16 protein-coding genes and 1 tRNA gene are annotated in these 17,532 nt (G+C 55.0%); 11 read left to right on the top strand and 6 right to left on the bottom strand.

Annotated features, from left to right (window positions below; all coding sequences use genetic code 11):
• Positions 1–37 precede the first annotated feature (37 nt).
• Positions 38–1,258 (bottom strand): acyl-CoA dehydrogenase, encoded by a 1,221-nt coding sequence (locus tag OU789_RS11700; protein WP_274655762.1) that lies wholly within the window; start codon positions 1,256–1,258, stop codon positions 38–40.
• A 180-nt stretch (positions 1,259–1,438) separates the two neighbouring features.
• Here OU789_RS11700 and OU789_RS11695 point away from each other — a divergent pair, with 180 nt between their 5' ends.
• From OU789_RS11695 to OU789_RS11680, 4 genes are read left to right on the top strand one after another with little or no spacing between them, the layout of a single operon-like run.
• Entirely contained in the window at positions 1,439–2,359 is a 921-nt protein-coding gene (locus tag OU789_RS11695; protein ID WP_274656039.1) for a branched-chain amino acid ABC transporter permease, read from the top strand.
• Positions 2,356–3,339: a branched-chain amino acid ABC transporter permease gene (locus OU789_RS11690; protein ID WP_274655761.1), complete on the top strand. Its 984-nt coding sequence runs from the start codon at positions 2,356–2,358 to the stop codon at positions 3,337–3,339. The genes OU789_RS11695 and OU789_RS11690 overlap by 4 nt, the downstream gene beginning before the upstream one ends.
• Positions 3,332–4,081 carry an ABC transporter ATP-binding protein gene (locus tag OU789_RS11685; RefSeq protein WP_274655760.1) on the top strand — a complete coding sequence of 250 codons (750 nt, stop codon included), beginning with the start codon at positions 3,332–3,334 and terminating at the stop codon, positions 4,079–4,081. Before OU789_RS11690 ends, OU789_RS11685 begins: the two co-directional genes overlap by 8 nt.
• Positions 4,078–4,767, top strand: coding sequence for an ABC transporter ATP-binding protein (locus OU789_RS11680; protein WP_274655759.1), 690 nt, complete (start codon positions 4,078–4,080; stop codon positions 4,765–4,767). Before OU789_RS11685 ends, OU789_RS11680 begins: the two co-directional genes overlap by 4 nt.
• On the opposite strand, the gene OU789_RS11675 is transcribed toward OU789_RS11680, so the two are convergent.
• Together OU789_RS11675 and OU789_RS11670 are read right to left on the bottom strand one after the other, a co-directional pair.
• A complete protein-coding gene (locus OU789_RS11675; RefSeq protein ID WP_274655758.1) occupies positions 4,752–5,648 on the bottom strand; it encodes a tryptophan 2,3-dioxygenase in 897 nt (298 codons plus the stop codon). The two genes, OU789_RS11680 and OU789_RS11675, sit on opposite strands and share 16 nt — an antisense overlap.
• Entirely contained in the window at positions 5,645–6,388 is a 744-nt protein-coding gene (locus OU789_RS11670; RefSeq protein WP_274655757.1) for a GntR family transcriptional regulator, read from the bottom strand. Before OU789_RS11670 ends, OU789_RS11675 begins: the two co-directional genes overlap by 4 nt.
• Before the next feature lie 105 nt (positions 6,389–6,493).
• On the opposite strand from OU789_RS11670, the gene kynU reads away from it, so the two are divergent.
• Positions 6,494–7,735, top strand: coding sequence for a kynureninase (gene kynU, locus OU789_RS11665; RefSeq protein WP_274655756.1), 1,242 nt, complete (start codon positions 6,494–6,496; stop codon positions 7,733–7,735).
• Positions 7,736–7,790: 55 nt separating this feature from the next.
• Here kynU and OU789_RS11660 read toward each other — a convergent pair.
• Positions 7,791–7,867, bottom strand: a tRNA-Met gene (locus OU789_RS11660).
• A gap of 151 nt (positions 7,868–8,018) precedes the next feature.
• Between OU789_RS11660 and OU789_RS11655 the strand changes: the two genes are divergently transcribed.
• On the top strand, positions 8,019–8,228 hold the full coding sequence (locus OU789_RS11655; protein ID WP_274655755.1) for a hypothetical protein: 210 nt from the start codon (positions 8,019–8,021) through the stop codon (positions 8,226–8,228).
• A 220-nt stretch (positions 8,229–8,448) separates the two neighbouring features.
• Here OU789_RS11655 and rhaI read toward each other — a convergent pair whose 3' ends face one another.
• Both rhaI and OU789_RS11645 read right to left on the bottom strand, forming a co-directional pair.
• On the bottom strand, positions 8,449–9,723 hold the full coding sequence (gene rhaI / locus OU789_RS11650) for an L-rhamnose catabolism isomerase (protein ID WP_274655754.1): 1,275 nt from the start codon (positions 9,721–9,723) through the stop codon (positions 8,449–8,451).
• Positions 9,724–9,779: 56 nt separating this feature from the next.
• Entirely contained in the window at positions 9,780–11,876 is a 2,097-nt protein-coding gene (locus OU789_RS11645) for a bifunctional rhamnulose-1-phosphate aldolase/short-chain dehydrogenase (protein WP_274655753.1), read from the bottom strand.
• Between the two features lie 187 nt (positions 11,877–12,063).
• Between OU789_RS11645 and OU789_RS11640 the strand changes: the two genes are divergently transcribed.
• From OU789_RS11640 to OU789_RS11620, 5 genes are all read left to right on the top strand, one after another.
• Positions 12,064–12,864, top strand: coding sequence for a DeoR/GlpR family DNA-binding transcription regulator (locus OU789_RS11640; RefSeq protein ID WP_263952300.1), 801 nt, complete (start codon positions 12,064–12,066; stop codon positions 12,862–12,864).
• 55 nt (positions 12,865–12,919) lie between these two features.
• Positions 12,920–13,909, top strand: coding sequence for a rhamnose ABC transporter substrate-binding protein (gene rhaS / locus OU789_RS11635; protein WP_263952301.1), 990 nt, complete (start codon positions 12,920–12,922; stop codon positions 13,907–13,909).
• Between the two features lie 106 nt (positions 13,910–14,015).
• Positions 14,016–15,560 (top strand): sugar ABC transporter ATP-binding protein, encoded by a 1,545-nt coding sequence (locus OU789_RS11630; RefSeq protein WP_274655752.1) that lies wholly within the window; start codon positions 14,016–14,018, stop codon positions 15,558–15,560.
• Positions 15,557–16,534: an ABC transporter permease gene (locus OU789_RS11625; RefSeq protein ID WP_263952303.1), complete on the top strand. Its 978-nt coding sequence runs from the start codon at positions 15,557–15,559 to the stop codon at positions 16,532–16,534. The genes OU789_RS11630 and OU789_RS11625 overlap by 4 nt, the downstream gene beginning before the upstream one ends.
• Positions 16,531–17,526 (top strand): ABC transporter permease, encoded by a 996-nt coding sequence (locus tag OU789_RS11620; RefSeq protein WP_263952304.1) that lies wholly within the window; start codon positions 16,531–16,533, stop codon positions 17,524–17,526. The genes OU789_RS11625 and OU789_RS11620 overlap by 4 nt, the downstream gene beginning before the upstream one ends.
• Positions 17,527–17,532 lie beyond the last annotated feature (6 nt).

The raw sequence follows: 17,532 nt of genomic DNA, 5'->3' as shown, positions 1-17,532 counted from the left end.
CGGCGGTATCGCCGGCTTTTTTGTGCCCGCGGCTCGATTATTGGAAAGCCTGTAGCCCGGTTTGTCCGCGCCCGAGGATGAGGGCGTGGATATCGTGGGTTCCTTCATAGGTATTGACCGCTTCAAGGTTCATCACGTGCCGGATTACGCCGTATTCGTCGCTCACTCCATTACCGCCGTGCATATCGCGGGCGGTTCGGGCAATGTCGAGCGCCTTGCCGCAGTTGTTGCGCTTCATCAAGCTAATCAGATCAGACGAGACCTTACCGCTGTCCATCAAACGCCCCATCCGCAAACAACCTTGGAGGCCAAGGGAAATCTCTGTTTGCATATCGGCGAGCTTTTTCTGAACAAGTTGTGTGGCGGCGAGAGGTTTGCCGAATTGTTTGCGCTCGAGCGTGTAGTCGCGCGCCGCATGCCAACAGAATTCCGCCGCGCCCATCGCTCCCCACGCAATGCCATAGCGTGCACGATTAAGACAGCCAAACGGCCCTGCAAGCCCTTCGGCATAGGGCAAGAGGTTGTCTTCGGGTACAAACACCTCGTCCATATGGATCATTCCCGTGACAGATGCACGGAGCGAGAATTTCCCTTCGATCTTTGGCGCGCTTAAACCCTTCATGCCTTTCTCAAGGATGAAGCCCTTAATCTTTCCGTCATGCGCGTCGGACTTGGCCCAGATGATGAACACATCGGCAATCGGTGAGTTGGTGATCCAGTTTTTGGCGCCCGAAAGCATATACCCGCCATCGACAGGCTTGGCGCGTGTGAGCATCCCCGCCGGATCAGAGCCGACATCAGGTTCCGTCAATCCAAAGCACCCAACATACTCGCCGCTTGTTAGCTTTGGCAGGAATTTTGCGCGCTGCTCATCGGCGCCATATGCAAAGATAGGATGAATCACGAGGCTCGATTGCACCGACATGGCCGAGCGATAGCCCGAGTCAACGCGCTCAACCTCGCGCGCGACGAGCCCGTAAGAGGTATAGCTTGCATCTACACCGCCGAATTCTTCGGGAATGGTAGAGCCAAGCAAGCCGAGTTCTCCCATCTCGTTGAAGATCTCACGGTCGAAAGTTTCGTTGCGGTTGGCCATCAACACCCGTGAAGCGAGGCGATCCTGACAAAACGCATGGGCTGTGTCACGGATCAAGAGCTCTTCTTCCTCTAGCTGATCCTCTAGAAGAAACAGATCCGACCATTCCGGTTTGGCCAAACGTGCGCGGGCGTTTTCGGGGGTGTTGAGCTTTTGCGACATGGGGAACTCCAATGGGCCGAGGTTGCCGAAACTGAACAGGAGAAAGGCGGGTGGTTCAAGCGCGAAATTGCCGCGCCGAACTGTGGCCGTTTTCATGCAGTTGCGCTGTTGCCGATCTTGCCCTCTGGATTTCCGCAGGCGCGGGCGTCACAAAGCGTAAAACACGTCGTGGAGGGGTATGTGAGCGCTATCCTGTTGATAGAGCAGATTTTGAACGGGTTGCAATTTGGCGTCATGCTGTTTTTGACGGCTGCAGGGCTAACGCTCGTTTTCGGGGTCATGGGCCTCATCAATCTTGCGCATGGATCTCTTTACATGGTCGGGGCCTTCGCTGCGGCCGCGGTTGCAGCGGCGACGGGGTCTTTCTTCCTCGCGCTTATGGCCAGCTTGGCTGCGGCAGCGGCGGCGGGTGCAATCGTTGAGGTTGTGGTGATCCGAAGGCTCTATAATCGTGACCATCTCGATCAGGTTCTGGCAACCTTCGCGCTTATTCTGATCTTCTCTGAAGGGACGCGTTGGATTTTCGGGTCTTTCCCGCTGTTCCTCAACATTCCAGAGGCTCTATCCGGCCCCGTTACGCTGCCAGGTGGTATCCAGTATTCGCTTTACCGTTTAGTTTTGATCGGCATTGGCCTTGCTGTGGCGCTGGGGCTGTTCTTGTTAATCAACAAAACGCGCCTCGGAATTCAAATCCGCGCTGGCGAGAATGACCGTGAGATGATCGCCGCGCTCGGCATCGATATTTCGCGTCTTTATACGATCGTTTTCGCCCTCGGTGCGGCGCTCGCAGGATTTGCCGGCGCACTCGTCGGCGCGATCCAATCGGTGCAGGTGGGAATGGGGGAGCCTGTTTTGATCCTTGCTTTTGTGGTGATCGTGATCGGGGGAATTGGCTCTATCAAGGGCGCGCTTGTCGGCTCTATTCTCGTCGGGCTGACCGATACGCTTGGCGGGGTTTTGCTGCCTTCGTTCTTCAAGTTGTTCATGGACAATGCAGCCGCGACAGCAACCGGAACCGCGCTTGCGACAATGGCGATTTATATCCTGATGGCGCTGATCCTTGTGGTTAAACCAACCGGCCTTTACGGAGCATCAACATGAGCCGCGAAGCCTATATCAACGCCATAGTAATTGCTGTTTTGCTGGCGGTTCCACTTTGGGCGTGGGTCGCGGATGCGCCCTTTATCATTACCCTCGCCACACGGATTGCCATTCTGGCGTTGGCTGGAGTTGGGCTGAACATTGCGCTTGGATTGGGAGGGATGGTGAGCCTTGGTCATGCTGTGTTCTTCGGGATCGGCGGCTATGCAATGGGTATTCTCGCCAGCCACGCGCAGGATTATAGCCCCCTTATGGAGTGGCCGTTCCTAATTGAAGGGACGAAATCAATGCCGGTGATATGGCTTGCGGCTCTACTGATGTCAGGTCTTGCTGCGCTCGTGATCGGGTTCTTGTCGCTTCGAACCTCTGGCGTTTACTTCATTATGATTACGCTCGCTTTCGGCCAGATGTTTTTCTATTTCACCGTTAGTTGGCCCGCCTATGGTGGCGAGGATGGCTTGCCGATCTATGTGCGCAATTCCTTCCCTGGGCTAAATACGCTCGACCCGATCCAGTTCTTTTTGATTTGTTTTACGGTGCTGGGGTTGGCGCTCGGGTTTTCCGCTGCTCTGGTGCGTTCGCCATTTGGGCTTGCGCTCAATGCGACGCGCCAACAGGCCACGCGAGTCGAAGCTGTGGGCATTGCTCCATTTCGTATCCGGCTTGTTGGGTTCGTGATCTCGGGCATGATAACAGGGCTGGCTGGCGCGCTCTTTGCCGATCTTAACCGTTTCGTTAGCCCGACCATGTTCTCGTGGCAAACCAGTGGCGAGATCATGGTTTTTGTAATTCTTGGTGGCGTGGCACGGTTGTTTGGGCCTGTGGTTGGCGCTGCGATCTTTATCACGCTCGAACATCTGCTCGGCGGTGTTTCGGATTACTGGCATATCTACCTCGGAGCGCTTCTGCTCTTGGTCGTGCTGTTTGCGCGTGGCGGGGTGATCGGCCTGTTGTGTTCATGGAGGAAAGCCAATGTCTGATCCGCTTCTCTCTGTGCACGGCCTTTCGAAACGCTTTGGCGCTCTTCGGGCATCAAACGACATTACGCTTGATGTGCGGTCTGGTGAAATTCACGCTCTGATCGGTCCGAACGGTGCTGGTAAATCGACGTTGATCCAACAAATCTGCGGCGCGCTTCGTCCTGACACGGGGGAGATTTGGTTTGATGGCCAGAACGTCACCCCGTTATCCGTTGCCGAGTGTGCGCGCATGGGGCTTGGCCGAACCTTCCAGATTTCGTCACTTGCGATGGAAGATACCGTTTTACAAAACGCAGTATTAGGGGCGCTTGGCGGTCATGGCGCGCCGTTTCGGTTTTTTAGGCCGGTGTTAAAAGACGCTGCGCTTGTTGCGCGTGCAGAGGAAGCTCTTGCGCGCGTGGATATGCTGAAGTTCGCGGATAAACGCACCGCCGACCTAAGCCACGGCCAGCGCCGCCAGCTTGAAATCGCCGTCGCGCTTACCTTGCAACCCAAGCTCTTCGTGATGGACGAACCAATGGCGGGGCTTGGTGCAAGCGGGACCAAAGACCTAACGCCAATCCTAAGCGAGTTGCGCCATGACGCGCCGATCCTGCTGGTGGAACACGATATGGATGCGGTTTTTGCGCTCGCGGACCGCATAAGCGTTTTGGTCTATGGCAAGGTGATTGCAACAGGGACAGTCGATGAAATCCGTGCGGATGCCGCCGTGCGCGAGGCTTATTTAGGAGAGGATGCATGAGCCTTTTGTCACTGCGGAATGTAAGTGCGTTTTATGGCCAGTCACAGGCACTTTCATGTGTCGATCTTGATGTGGAGCAAGGCGCGCTTGTTGCCTTGATGGGCCGCAACGGCATGGGCAAGAGCACGACGATTAAGGTGATCCTTCAAATGTTGCCCGCTGCGGGCGGTGAGATTGCTTTTGATGGGAAGGACCTTCGTGCCTTGCCGTCTCACAAGGCCGCGCGACTTGGGATCGGGCTCGTACCAGAAGGGCGGCGGTGTTTCCGCTCGCTATCGGTTGAAGAAAACCTGTTGGCTGCGGCTCGTAAAGGGCATTGGGATATCGCGCGCGTTGGTGAAATTTTCCCACGCCTGCTTGAGCGGTGCAAACAATCCGCGGGGTCGCTTTCGGGCGGTGAACAACAAATGTTGGCGATTGGCCGCGCGTTGATGACAAACCCGAGATTGATGGTGCTTGATGAGGCCACCGAAGGGCTGGCCCCATTGGTGCGGCAAGACATCTGGAACGCAATCTCGACCCTCAAGCGCGAGTCCGGGCTATCGTTTTTGATCGTCGATAAAACGCTTAAGGAAATCTCTGCTGTGGCGGATAAAATCGTGGTCATGGCGCGGGGCGAAACCGTGTGGAACGGCGCGCCAAATGCACTAACCCCTGAAATCACAGACCGCTATTTGGGTGTTTGATCCTTCGGGTAAAACAACTCCGACCGAACATCATAAAGATCATGGAAAAAGCGCAGGTTTAACGCGCGCTTGAGGAAAGCCACCCCAGACGAGCCGCCCGTTCCGTGCTGCATCCCGATCACCCGCTCTACGGCGGAAGCATGATCAAACCGCCAGCGTTGGAATAAAGTCTCGATGTCCATCAGCGCTTCAGCAAGGCAATAGAGATCCCAGTGATCGTCGGTGTTGAGGTATACTTCTTTCCAGATCGCCACGATCCGCGCGTCACCACCATAAGGTTCACTAAAATCGCGTTCTAACAATTCTTCAGGAACCTCAAATCCCTGCCGCGCGAGCAGGCGGATAACTTCGTCATAGACCGATGGCTCACGAATTTCGCGCTCCAGCATTTCGGTCACGGCGGCATCGTGTTTGTGAACGCCCATGGTCGCGCGATCTTTGTTGCCGAGGATGAACTCAATGCGGCGATAGCCATAGCTTTGAAAGCCGGAGCTGTTGCCAAGCGCGTCACGGAACAGCATGTAATCCGAAGGCGTCATCGTAAGCAGAGTTTCCCAAGAGGCGATGAGTTGCTTCTGAATGGACTTTATCCGCGCCACGTTCTTGATCGCAGGGCCAAAACGGTCGTTGCGCAGGTGATCGCGCATTACAACGATCTGGTGGTGCATCAGTTTGAGCCACAGTTCGCTTGCTTGGTGAATGATCACAAAGAGCAATTCATCGGGCTGCGCAGGGTCTTGAAACGTGTCCTGAATGTTCAAAAGCGTGTCGAGATTTAGAAAATCGCCATAGCTGCTGCGCTTCTTCTCGCTGAAGTCGGTAACGAGCGTTTCTTCAACGCCACGCTCAAGGATACGGTCTTTTTTCGGTGGCTTGCTCATGCGCGGGCTTTCTTCTTGCTTGGGTGCTGCACAAGGAGTTTTTGCATCTCGGTGTAGCATTCCATGGATTTTTGGGAGTGTTGTGCGAGCGCTGGGAGGGCTGCAGTCGTATCGCGGTCAAGCACGGATGTCATCAGGGTCTCGTGGTCCGCAACGCCCGTGGCTTCAGTGAGCAAGCCGTTTACCTTGTCGGCAATTTCGGGCGCGGTTTCCGCAATCTGGCGGAGGCCGCTCATGATATTGCGTTGATACATCTGAAGGTGTGCGCCGAGTTGGGCGTTGAGATGGTGAAGCCAGTCTGATGCGCAGCCCGACAAAAGCGCGGCATGAAATGCGGCGTGGCGGGTCTCCCAATTGGTGAATTCGGCGTCATCGGTCCTCAGATTTGGGGTTTCAATACGTTGGAACTGGTAGAAGGCGGCAACGATGCGCCCTTCCCACTCCTCGCCGCCCGTTTCAATGGACTTGGTGAGTAGTTCGCTTTCGATCAAAAGGCGGCTTTGGCTCAGATCGGTGAGACCCTCGTCGGACATCGCGGCAACTGCGAACCCGCTGTTATGCGCCATCTGTACGAGGCGCTCGGCCTGTAACCGCGTGAGCGCTTCACGGATCGGAGTGAGTCCCCAACCGTTCTCGCGCGCTAGAGTCGCTGCGCGCAGAGGCATTCCGGCGGGCAATGTTCCGCGAAGAATTTGCTGTCTGATCTCTTGGTAAACACGATCTGCGTTTGACAGACTCATGGGGCAAGTCTCCTGTTTGCGGCGAATATCTTATAAAATATTTCCTCTTGCAAGAAATTTTATAAGATTTATGAAGGTCTGCAATAGCGAGATCAGGAGACGCACATGATTACCCGTAGCGATTGTGAGAAAATGGACGCCACAGACCCAATGGCGGCCGTACGTGATTTGTTTACCCTGCCAGAGGGAGAGATTTATCTCGATGGCAACTCGCTTGGCGCATTGCCAAAGGCGGCTCCGGCACGGATTGCGAAGGCTGTTGAGCAAGAGTGGGGTGTTGATTTGATCCGAAGCTGGGGAAAAGCTGAATGGTTCACGATGCCCGAACGGCTTGGCGATCGGCTCGGGCGGTTGATCGGCGCAGCGGAAGGGCAGATCGTCGTTTGTGATTCCACCTCAATCAACATTTATAAAGCGCTGCACGCAGCTATGGCAGCTCGGCCGGATCGCAAGGTGATCGTTTCGGAGACTGCGAGCTTTCCGACTGACCTTTATATGATCGAGGGCGCGTTAGCGGGGCAGGGGAATGCGTATTCCTCGCGGCTGTTGGGCCGTGATGGCGATGATATTGCCGAGTTGATCGATGGCGATGTCGCCGCTGTTCTTCTGTCGAACGTGGATTACAAAACCGGTGCGCTGCATGATATGGAGCGGATTACAAAGCTCGCCCACGACGCTGGTGCGATGGTGATCTGGGACCTGTGCCACTCTGCGGGTGTCATACCAATGGAGCTTGACCGGATCGGCGCAGATTTCGCCGTGGGGTGCACGTACAAATACCTCAATGCAGGCCCAGGAGCGCCCGCCTATATCTATGTGGCGACGCGTCATCAAGAAAGAACGACTCAGCCGCTTTCGGGGTGGTGGGGCCACGCGGCGCCATTCGCGTTCGAAACAGCATATCGCCCCACAAGCGGCATTCGGCGTTTCCTTTGTGGAACACAGCCGATTTTGTCGATGACCGGAGTTGAGACCGCGCTGGATGTGTTTGACACGTTTGACATCAAAGACGCCCGCGCCAAGAGCCAGAAGCTTACTGGCTTGTTCATGGACCTCGTGGCGCAATCAGAGATTTGCAACGTGATGCGTCCGATTTCGCCACGCGAGGATGCGATCCGTGGCAGCCAAGTTTCATATGCGTTTGAGAATGGCTACCCTGTTGTCAAAGCGATGATCGAGAAAGGCGTGGTTGGCGATTTCCGCGCGCCTGATGTAATGCGCTTCGGCTTCGCGCCGTGCTACCTGCGCTATGTTGATGTATTTGATGCGGTTGCTGCGCTCGAAGATGCTCTGACGCGCGAAGTTTGGAACATCGCGAAATACTGTGAAATGGAAGCGGTGACATAGCAGCGCGGCAAAAGCCGCCAGAGTGCGGAGCCGATGCATTCAAACTTTTGGGATTTGGTAGCGGAGGAGGGACTTGAACCCCCGACACGCGGATTATGATTCCGCTGCTCTAACCACCTGAGCTACTCCGCCAAACCGTGGGGGTGTTTAGGCCCGTCCGCTTTGGGCGTCAAGTGGGTTTACACTGATTTTTGCGGCAGGGCAGAATTTTCTTGCTGGCGGCTCTGGGCCGAGAATTCGCCTACCCGATTTTTGCAATTGAAATGGGTTCCTCGCCCGCGTTTTGGCAGGGGCGTTATTCATCACGCTCCTATCGGGCGAGCAAGCCATCTTTGGCGTTCTGGATCGCCTCGTGGATGTCATCCGCCGCTGGAAAGGCGAGCGAAACTGTGGTGCCAGCGATGTCATCAAGGACTCCCCAGCGACCAGCGGGCATACGCGCGAGGATTTCGCCGTTCCATTCAGGATCGTAACGCAGGTCGGCTCGTCGTAATCGAGGTAGGCTTCCATGTGGCGATCAGGGAAGTGCGAAGGCATCTTGTTCCAGGCAGCGTTGTTGGAGGGCTAGGTGTTGCCCATCAGAAGCTGGCAGTTTTGACGCCCCCTCAAGCAGTTAGATTTACAGATCGAGCGATCGTTCTCAACAAACGAAAAACCCGAAGCCATTTGATTGGCTCCGAGTTTGTTCGTGTTCGGTGAGTGAAGGTCCCGTGTTAGACGATACCGCCGCCCGAGCCGTCAGCTTTTGGCCGTTTTGCGGCAACTTCGGCGCGATAGCCAGAGGCGCGGTAAGTCTCGATGGGGTGAATCGCACCACCAGACAATTCGCGTGCTTTGGCAAGGATCGGATCAACATCTGTGCGGAAGGCCGCACGCAGGGTTGCCGAAGCCATAAGCGCATCGTTGTCGGACTGGTATCCGGCAAGCGCTTTACGATCCACCAAGGAGGCCTGAACGAAGGCGCGTTGGATTTCGATAGACGACACCATCAGGCTTTCAATCGGGTCAGTCACATTGTGCGACTGATCGATCATATGCGCGAGGTCGAGGCCAGGAGTGTTTTCGGCATCGACCAACTCGTTCCAGACGAGGAAGAGGCGGTAGGGGTCAATCGTGCCGCTATCAAGATCGTCATCGCCATACTTGCTGTCGTTGAAGTGGAAGCCGCCGAGCTTACCTGCATGGATTAGGCGCGAGACGATCATCTCGATGTTTACATTCGGCGCGTGGTGGCCAAGATCAACGAGACACATTGCTTTCTCGCCAAGCTCTTGCGCTGTCAGTAGCGAGGTGCCCCAATCCTGAACAACGGTAGAATAAAAGGCGGGCTCATAGATTTTGTGTTCCGAGAAGATCCGCCAATCATCTGGGAGACCTTTGTAAATCGCCTTCATCGAATCGAGATAGCGCTCGAACTGACGTCCCATATGGGTTTGGCCAGGGAAGTTCGCGCCATCGCCGATCCAGACTGTCAGCGCCTTGGAACCGATAGCCTTGCCGATCTCTATGCATTCAAGATTGTGCTCGACCGCCTGCGCACGAGTTTCTTCGTTGGTGTGGCTGAGTGAACCGTATTTATAGGACTGTGCCTGATCTGGCTGGTCCTGAAAGGTGTTGGAGTTCATCGCGTCAAAGGAAAGGCCGTATTCGTCAGCTTTTGCCTTAAGGTCTGCAGGATCGGCCTTGTCCCATGGGATGTGCAATGAAACCGACGGCGCGGCGCACGTGAGCGTATGGATCACACCGCAATCGTCGAGCTTGTCGAAGATATTGGCGGGCTCGCCTTCACCGGGAAAGCGGGCAAAGCGGGTTCCGCCCGTGCCGGTTCCCCAGGATGGTACCGCAACGCCGAAGCCTTGCGCGCGCTTTACGATGGCGTTGATATCAATGCCCTTGCGGTCAAGCCGCTCGGCAAGTTGGTTGAAGTCTGTTTCAAGGTCCGCGGCGCGTTTGGCGTTTTCGGCCTCGATAATAGATTTGTCTAGCATAATGTCCTCCCGAAACCTCGCGGGCGCCAGAGCCTGACGCCGCACGAGGGGATAGTTTAGCGTGTAAAGGCCTGAACGTTGCCTGCGTCGACATTCACGATGTTGCCTGTCGATTTTGCCGATTTGTCGGAGGCAAAGAAATAGGCCGCCTCGGCAATGTCTTCAGGAAGAACAGAACGCTTCAGCATGGAGCGGTTGCGGTACATCTCCTCAAGGCCCTCTTTGTCGGTTCCATATGTACCGGCACGTTGGTCAAGCCACTCACCTTCCCAGATTTTAGAGCCGCGCAGAACCGCATCAGGGTTTACAACGTTAACGCGGATCCCAGCCTCTGCACCCTCAAGCGCGAGGCAGCGGGCAAGGTGGATTTCAGATGCTTTGGCTGTGCAATAGGCCGCAGCATTCGGCGAGGCTGCGAGACCGTTTTTCGATGCAACAAACACAACAGAGCCGCCCATATCCTGAACGCGCATCATCTTGAACGCTTCACGCGACACGAGGAAGTAACCTGTGGAGAGGATATCCATGTTCTTGTTCCAAAGGTCGAGCGTTGTCTCTTCAACAGGTGCAGAAGAGGCGATGCCTGCATTGGAAACCAGAATGTCGACGCCGCCAAATTCAACCGCCGTGTAGGCGTAAGCCGCGGCAACAGCGTCCTCGTCGGTAACGTTCATGACAACGGTGCGTACAACATCTTTGCCATAGCGCGAGGTTAGGTTGTCGTAGGTTGCCTTGAGGCTATCCTCGTTGATGTCGGCCAGCATCACGCAGGCCCCTTCGGAGAGATAGCGTTCAGCAGTGGCCGAACCAATGCCGCCAGCACCACCAGTTACAAGCGCAACTTGGCCAGCGAGGCTCTTGGGTTTCGGCATCCGCTGGAGCTTGGCTTCTTCAAGTAGCCAGTATTCGATGTCGAAAGCTTCTTGTTCGGGAAGGCCGCAGTACTCGGAGACAGCGGAAGCGCCACGCATCACATTGATCGCGTTGACATAGAACTCGCCCGAAATCCGCGCGGTTGCGCGATCCTTGGCGAAGGTGATCATGCCCACGCCAGGAATGAGGTAAACAACTGCATTCGGGTCGCGCAGAGCGGGGCTGTCGTCGTGTTTGCAGCGATCGTAATATGCCGCGTAGCCTTCGCGATACTTGGCGATCTGAGCTTCGAGACCTTCAAGCACTTCGTCGATGTTGTTTTTTGCCGGGTCGAAATCAACAACCAGCGGGCAAATCTTGGTGCGGAGGAAGTGATCGGGGCAGGACGTGCCGAGTGCCGCGAGGGCAGGCATATCTTTAGCGTTCACGAATTCCAGAACAGCGTCGGAGTCTACAAAGTTGCCGACCATGTGCTGCTGACCGGAAACAAAACCACGAATCGCGGGCATCAGCTTCGCTGCAACTTCGCGACGGGCTTTCGTTTCAAGACTTTCGTGAACTGCACCACCGAAAGCGGGCACATCAGCAGTTTTCTCTTCGAAGTAAGCGATGGCTTTGTTGATGATCTCAAGCGTCAGCTCGTAACAGGTCTTGGCGTCGTCATCCCATGTGAACAGCCCGTGTGATTCGAGAACAACGCCTTTTGCGTCGGGATTCTCTAGGCAGAATTTCTCCAGCCACAGACCCAATTCGTAGCCCGGTTTTTTCCAAGGCAGCCAGCCGATATCGTCACCAAAAATCTCTTTGGTCATGGCCTTGCTGTCTTTGGAGGCCGCAATCGCGATGATCGCATCAGGGTGCATGTGATCGACGTGCGCTTTGGGAACATAAGCGTGCAGCGGCGTATCGATTGAGGCCGCGCGCGGGTTCAGGTTGAACGTACAATGGGGCAGGTAGCCGACCATTTCGTCTTCAAATTCAACGCCGCGATACTTGCCTTTAAGGGCGCGGAGTTTGTCCATGTACAGTGTTGAAAAACCGTCCATTTTGATCGAGCCAACGTCGCCGCCGGAGCCTTTGACCCAAAGTACTTCGACTTCTTCGCCGGAAAGCGGATCAGCTTGAAAAACCTTAGCTGAGGTGTTGCCACCACCATAGTTGGTTACGCGCTTGTCAGAGCCAAGCAGGTTTGAGCGATACAGAAGCTTTTCTGGCTCGCTCATATTCGCGGCTTTCGCGTCATCCCAGAGCGAAGCTAGCTGGGTTGTTTCGGTGGTCATTGTGATCTCCTCCCGATCCGTGGATAGTCTGGTCAAATTTGGTCAGAGACTGAGCGTGTTGCGACAAGATGTCAATCATAAATAGTCATAAACGATCAAATTTGGGCATAAATGAAAGAAAATGACAATTAGTGATTGACATGCGTGTGTCATCTGCGGCACCGTTGCTGTCAACAGGAGGAGAAGAATGCACGAAAAGGAACGCCATAGGATCATTCTGTCCGCGGTACAGGACCGTCCGGTTGCGACGGTTTTGGAGCTGTGCAGCATGACTGGAGCGTCCGAGGCGACAGTGCGGCGCGATATTTCTGCTTTGCATAAAGCCAAGAAGCTGCGCCGCGTGCGTGGCGGAGCAGAGGCGTTACATCCAAATCAATTCCTTGGTTTGGCAGGTCGTCCTTTTGCAGTGAATGAAACGATCAATATCGCGCAAAAGCAAGCAATCGCCCGCAAGGCAGTCGAGTTGTGCGACGAAGGTGAGCCGATCATTATCAATGGCGGTACGTCGACTTTCCAGATGGTGCACCCCCTGACAACCAAGCGCTTTCAGGTTTTTACCAACTCTTTTCCGATTGCCGAGCACCTTCTCCAGAACTCGAAAAACACCGTCTTGATGTCAGGCGGGGTGATCTATCGGGAGCAAAAGATTGTGCTTTCGCCGTTCGATAATGACGTGACCCGCAATTTCTATGCGCGCCGAATGTTTATGGGCGCACAGGGCGTTGGGCCACTTGGCGTGATGGAAGCGGACCCGCTGATCATTCAGGCCGAGCAAAAGCTGATCGGGCAGGCCGATGAGCTCGTGCTTTTGGTCGACTCAAGCAAATTCAAAGCGCGCTCCAGCCTCGTGCTGTGCCCGCTGAATAAGATTGATGTGCTGATTACCGATGAAGGTATCAGCGACCGTGACGCCGCAATGGTGGAATCGGCAGACATCGAACTGATCGTGGTGCCAGTTGGCGCCTCGAAAGAAGAGGTGGCTTCGTAATCACCGACATGAAAGCGGAGCTGCAAATGTTTTGGAACCAAAGGGAGGAAATCCAATGAAACTAACCAAACTTCTCGCATCTGCGGCCGTTGCTGCAGGTTTGTTTGCAGGCCCCGCATCCGCCGAAGACATGCGCATTGCGCTTGTTGTAAAGGCTCTTGGCATCGGCTTCTTTGAGGCTGCTGCGAAAGGCGCTGAAGAAGCTGCCGAAGAGCTTGGCGGTGTAGAGATCATTTACACTGGTCCAACCGACACAACTGCCGAAGGCCAGATCGAAGTGATCAACTCGCTGATCGCGCAGAACGTTGATGCGATTGCAATCTCCGCCAACGACACTGACGCTCTTGTGCCGACACTTAAGAAAGCCATGCAGCGCGGCATCACTGTTGTGTCTTGGGACTCTGGCGTTGCAGAGGATGGCCGTCAGGCGCACCTTAACCCGTCATCGAACCCACTCATCGGCAACATGATCATCAAACTCGCTGCTGATCACCTGCCTGATGGTGGTGAAGTTGCTGTTCTTTCGGCGACTACAACTTCGACAAACCAGAACGTCTGGATCGAAGAGATGAACAAGGTCATGGGCGATTACCCTGGCATCGAAGTTGTTGCGACTGTTTACGGTGATGACCTTGCCGATAAATCCTATCGTGAGGCCACTGGCCTTATGCAATCCCACCCGGATCTTGATGCGATCATCGCGCCAACTTCTGTTGGTATCGTTGCGGCAGCACAAGCCGTTGCTGATGCTGGCAAGATCGGCGAAGTCAACGTAACTGGTCTCGGTCTGCCGTCTGAAATGGCGGGTGCGATCGAAAGCGGTGCGTCCAAGTCCTTCGCAATCTGGAACCCGATTGATCTCGGTTACTCTGCAACAATGCTTGCTCACCAGCTTGCAACTGAAGCAGCAACAGCCGAGCCAGGTGCGGAAATCTCCATTGGTCGCATGGGTACCATCACGCTGGACGACACAAACGCCGCCGCGATGGCCGATCCGTTTGTATACGACTCCAGCAACATCGATGACTTCAAGGATATCTTCTAAGATATTCTGATTACTTAAATCGATTGGCAGGGGCGGCGTAGCATTTCGCCGCCCCACTGCCCAAACGAACAAGCTGCTCAATGCGAGCCGCTACGGGGATGTGTTCATGCAAGACCTTACACAAAAACCAGATGTCAAAACGCAGGGCGGAGCCGTTCTGAAGCTTGACGGCATCACCAAGTCTTTTCCGGGTGTCAAAGCGCTGGATGGCGTAGAGCTGGAGCTTTACGCAGGTGAAGTCACGGCGCTCATCGGCGAAAACGGTGCGGGTAAATCGACTGTGGTGAAAACCCTGACTGGGATTTACCAGCCTGATGGCGGCAGCATTCTTTTGAATGGCGCGCCGGTTCGCTTTACCACGCCGCAGGATGCAGCGGATGCGGGCGTTACGGCGATCCATCAGGAAACGGTTTTGTTTGACGAGTTGAGCGTTGCCGAAAACGTCTTTATCGGCCATGCCCCCAAAAACAAGTTCGGCCTCATCGACAAGAAGGCGATGTTTGACCGGACAACCGAAATTCTTAATTCCATCGGCGCCAAGATCGACGCTCATGTGAAACTAAAAGACCTAGGTATTGCTTCCCGACATCTTGTTGCGATTTCTCGCGCGCTGTCGGTCGAGGCGCAGGTCGTGATAATGGACGAGCCAACCGCCGCGCTCAGCCAGACCGAGATCGAAGAACTTTACGAATTGGTCGATACGTTGAAAGCGCAGGGTAAAGCGATCCTCTTTATCTCGCACAAGTTCGACGAGATTTTCCGTATTGCGGATCGCTACACTGTGTTCCGCGATGGGCAATATGTTGGTGCGGGTCTTATGAAAGACGTTAAAGAGGCTGACTTGGTGCAGATGATGGTTGGCCGCGCGGTTGAGCAGCTATTCCCCAAGCGTGAAGCCGAAATTGGCGAAGAAGTTCTTACTGTTGCTGGCTATAGCCACCCAACAGAGTTTGAAGACATCAACTTTACGCTCCGCAAAGGCGAAATCCTCGGGTTCTACGGGCTTGTTGGCGCGGGTCGTTCAGAATTTATGCAGTCGCTTATCGGTATCACCCGCCCGTCCAAAGGCGCAGTGAATATCAATGGCGATGTGCGGGTGATCCGCTCTCCGGCCGAGGCGATCGATGCGGGTATCGTTTACGTTCCCGAAGATCGCGGCAAACAGGGCGCAATCCTTGATATGCCGATCTTCCAGAACGTGACGCTTCCGTCGCTGAAGAAAACGTCGCGCGATGGCTTTATTCAACTGGCCAATGAATTCGCTCTGGCACGCGAATATACCGAGCGGCTCGACCTTCGGGCGGCGTCACTTGATACCAACGTGGGTGCGCTCTCTGGCGGAAACCAACAGAAGGTCGTGATTGCCAAATGGCTGGCAACGAAACCGCGTGTCATCATTTTGGATGAACCGACTAAGGGGATTGATATTGGCTCTAAGGCCGCTGTTCATGACTTCATGTCCGAGCTCGCATCCGAGGGGCTTTCGGTCATTATGGTCAGTTCTGAAATTCCTGAAATTCTTGGTATGTCCGATCGTGTGATCGTGATGCGAGAGGGCCGGATGGTCGCCGAGCTTGAAGGGGATGACATGAAGCCGGAAACCCTTGTTCGCCACGCCGTTGGCATCAAATCAACAGGAGATGCAGCATGAGCGCGCTCAAATCTCGCGAAGCCATACTATTTGGCGCCATCTTTGCCCTCGTGGCTCTGATCGCAACGCGGTTTCCGGGCTTTGTTGCTCCGGGAAATCTCGTTGCGGTGTTCACCGATACAACGCCTCTCATGATCCTCGCGATGGGTCAGATGGTGGTTATTCTTACCCGCTGTATTGATCTTTCAGTGGCCGCGAACCTTGCGCTTACAGGTATGGTCTGCGCCATGATCAACGTGGCCGCGCCCGATCTTCCCGTGGCAGTTATTCTTGTGATTGCGCTTGTGATGGGGTCTGCCCTTGGTGCGATCAACGGTATTCTGGTCTGGAAACTTAACATTCCGCCAATCGTTGTAACGCTTGGTACGATGACAATTTTCCGTGGCGTGATCTTCCTTCTGACTGAAGGAAAGTGGATCAACGCCCACGAGATGAGCCCGACCTTTACAGGGTTCCCGCGCGCCGAATTCCTCGGCATGCCGGTGCTTGGCTGGATAGGCGTTGTGATTGCGATTGTCATGATGGTTGTCATGGCGCGAACTACACTTGGCCGCGCGGTTTATGCTGTTGGCGGCAACCCTCATGCGGCGGTCTATACGGGTATTGATGTGGGTAAGACCCAATTCAAAGCCTTTGTGATCTCTGGAATGTTGGCTGGTCTGACTGGCTACCTCTGGGTTGCTCGGTATTCGGTGGCCTATGTTGATATCGCGGGCGGCTTTGAGCTTGATGTTGTGGCGGCCTGTGTGATTGGCGGCGTTTCTATTGCAGGGGGCGCAGGAACCGTTGTTGGCACGTTGCTTGGCGCGCTCTTTCTTGGCGTCGTCAAAAACGCGCTTCCGGTCGTCGATGTTTCACCGTTCTGGCAGCTCGCGATCTCTGGCGCTGCGATCATCATCGCCGTTGCGTTCAACGCAAAATCTGGCCGCTCGAAAGGCCGTGTTATCCTTAAATCTGCGGAGCATGCACAATGAGCCTTGCTGAAAACACACCCCGTCACATCCCAGACCGGCTGCGCTCTCCTCTTCAGGCGAAACTCGTAAGCTGGGAAAGCCTTCTCCTCGCGGTTGGGATTGGCATCTTTATCTTCAACTCGCTTGCGTCTCCGTACTTTCTCAATGCGTGGAACCTGTCGGACGCGACATTCAACTTTACCGAAAAGGCGATGATCGCCTTTGCTATGGCGCTGCTCATCATCTCTGGCGAGATTGACCTCTCTGTTGCGGCGATTATTGCGCTTGCTTCTACGGCGATGGGTGTCGCGATGGAGATGGGCGCAGGGACGCCAGTTCTTGTGCTGGTTGGGCTGGGTACGGGTTTGCTTTGTGGCGCGTTTAATGGTGCGCTTGTAACCAAACTTGGCTTGCCGTCGATCGTTGTGACCATCGGTACGATGAGCCTGTTTCGCGGGATCAGTTACATCATCCTTGGCGACGGAGCCTTCCGTGGCTATCCCGAGAGCTTCTCGTGGTTCGGGCAGGGCTATGTCTTCTGGGTCATCACCGTCGAGTTCGTGATCTTTGCTATCCTCGCGGTAATCTTTGGCGTAGTGCTTCATAAAACCAATTTCGGGCGCATGGTTTACGCGATTGGTAATAACCCAACAGGCGCGCTGTTCTCTGGTATCCGTGTGGATCGGGTTAAGATGATCCTGTTCTTGCTGACGGGCCTTATGTCTGGCCTTGCGGCAGTTTGCTTGACCTCGCGGCTTGGCTCGACTCGGCCTTCAATCGCCTCCGGTATGGAGCTGGAGATCGTCACGATGGTTGTGCTTGGTGGCGTTAATATCCTCGGTGGCTCTGGCTCTATTCCCGGTGTTGTGATTGCGGCCTTCGTTATGGGCCTCGTGACCTTCGGACTTGGGCTGCTCAATGTGCCGGGGATTGTGATGTCGATCTTTATCGGCCTGTTGTTAATCGGAGTAATTGCATTGCCGCGCCTTTGGGCGATGCGGCGCAAATCTTGAGGTTAG

The organism is Halocynthiibacter sp. C4 (assembly GCF_028823805.1).
In the GTDB taxonomy this organism is placed as follows: domain Bacteria; phylum Pseudomonadota; class Alphaproteobacteria; order Rhodobacterales; family Rhodobacteraceae; genus Falsihalocynthiibacter; species Falsihalocynthiibacter halioticoli.
This window is presented reverse-complemented; position numbering and strand designations above follow the sequence as displayed.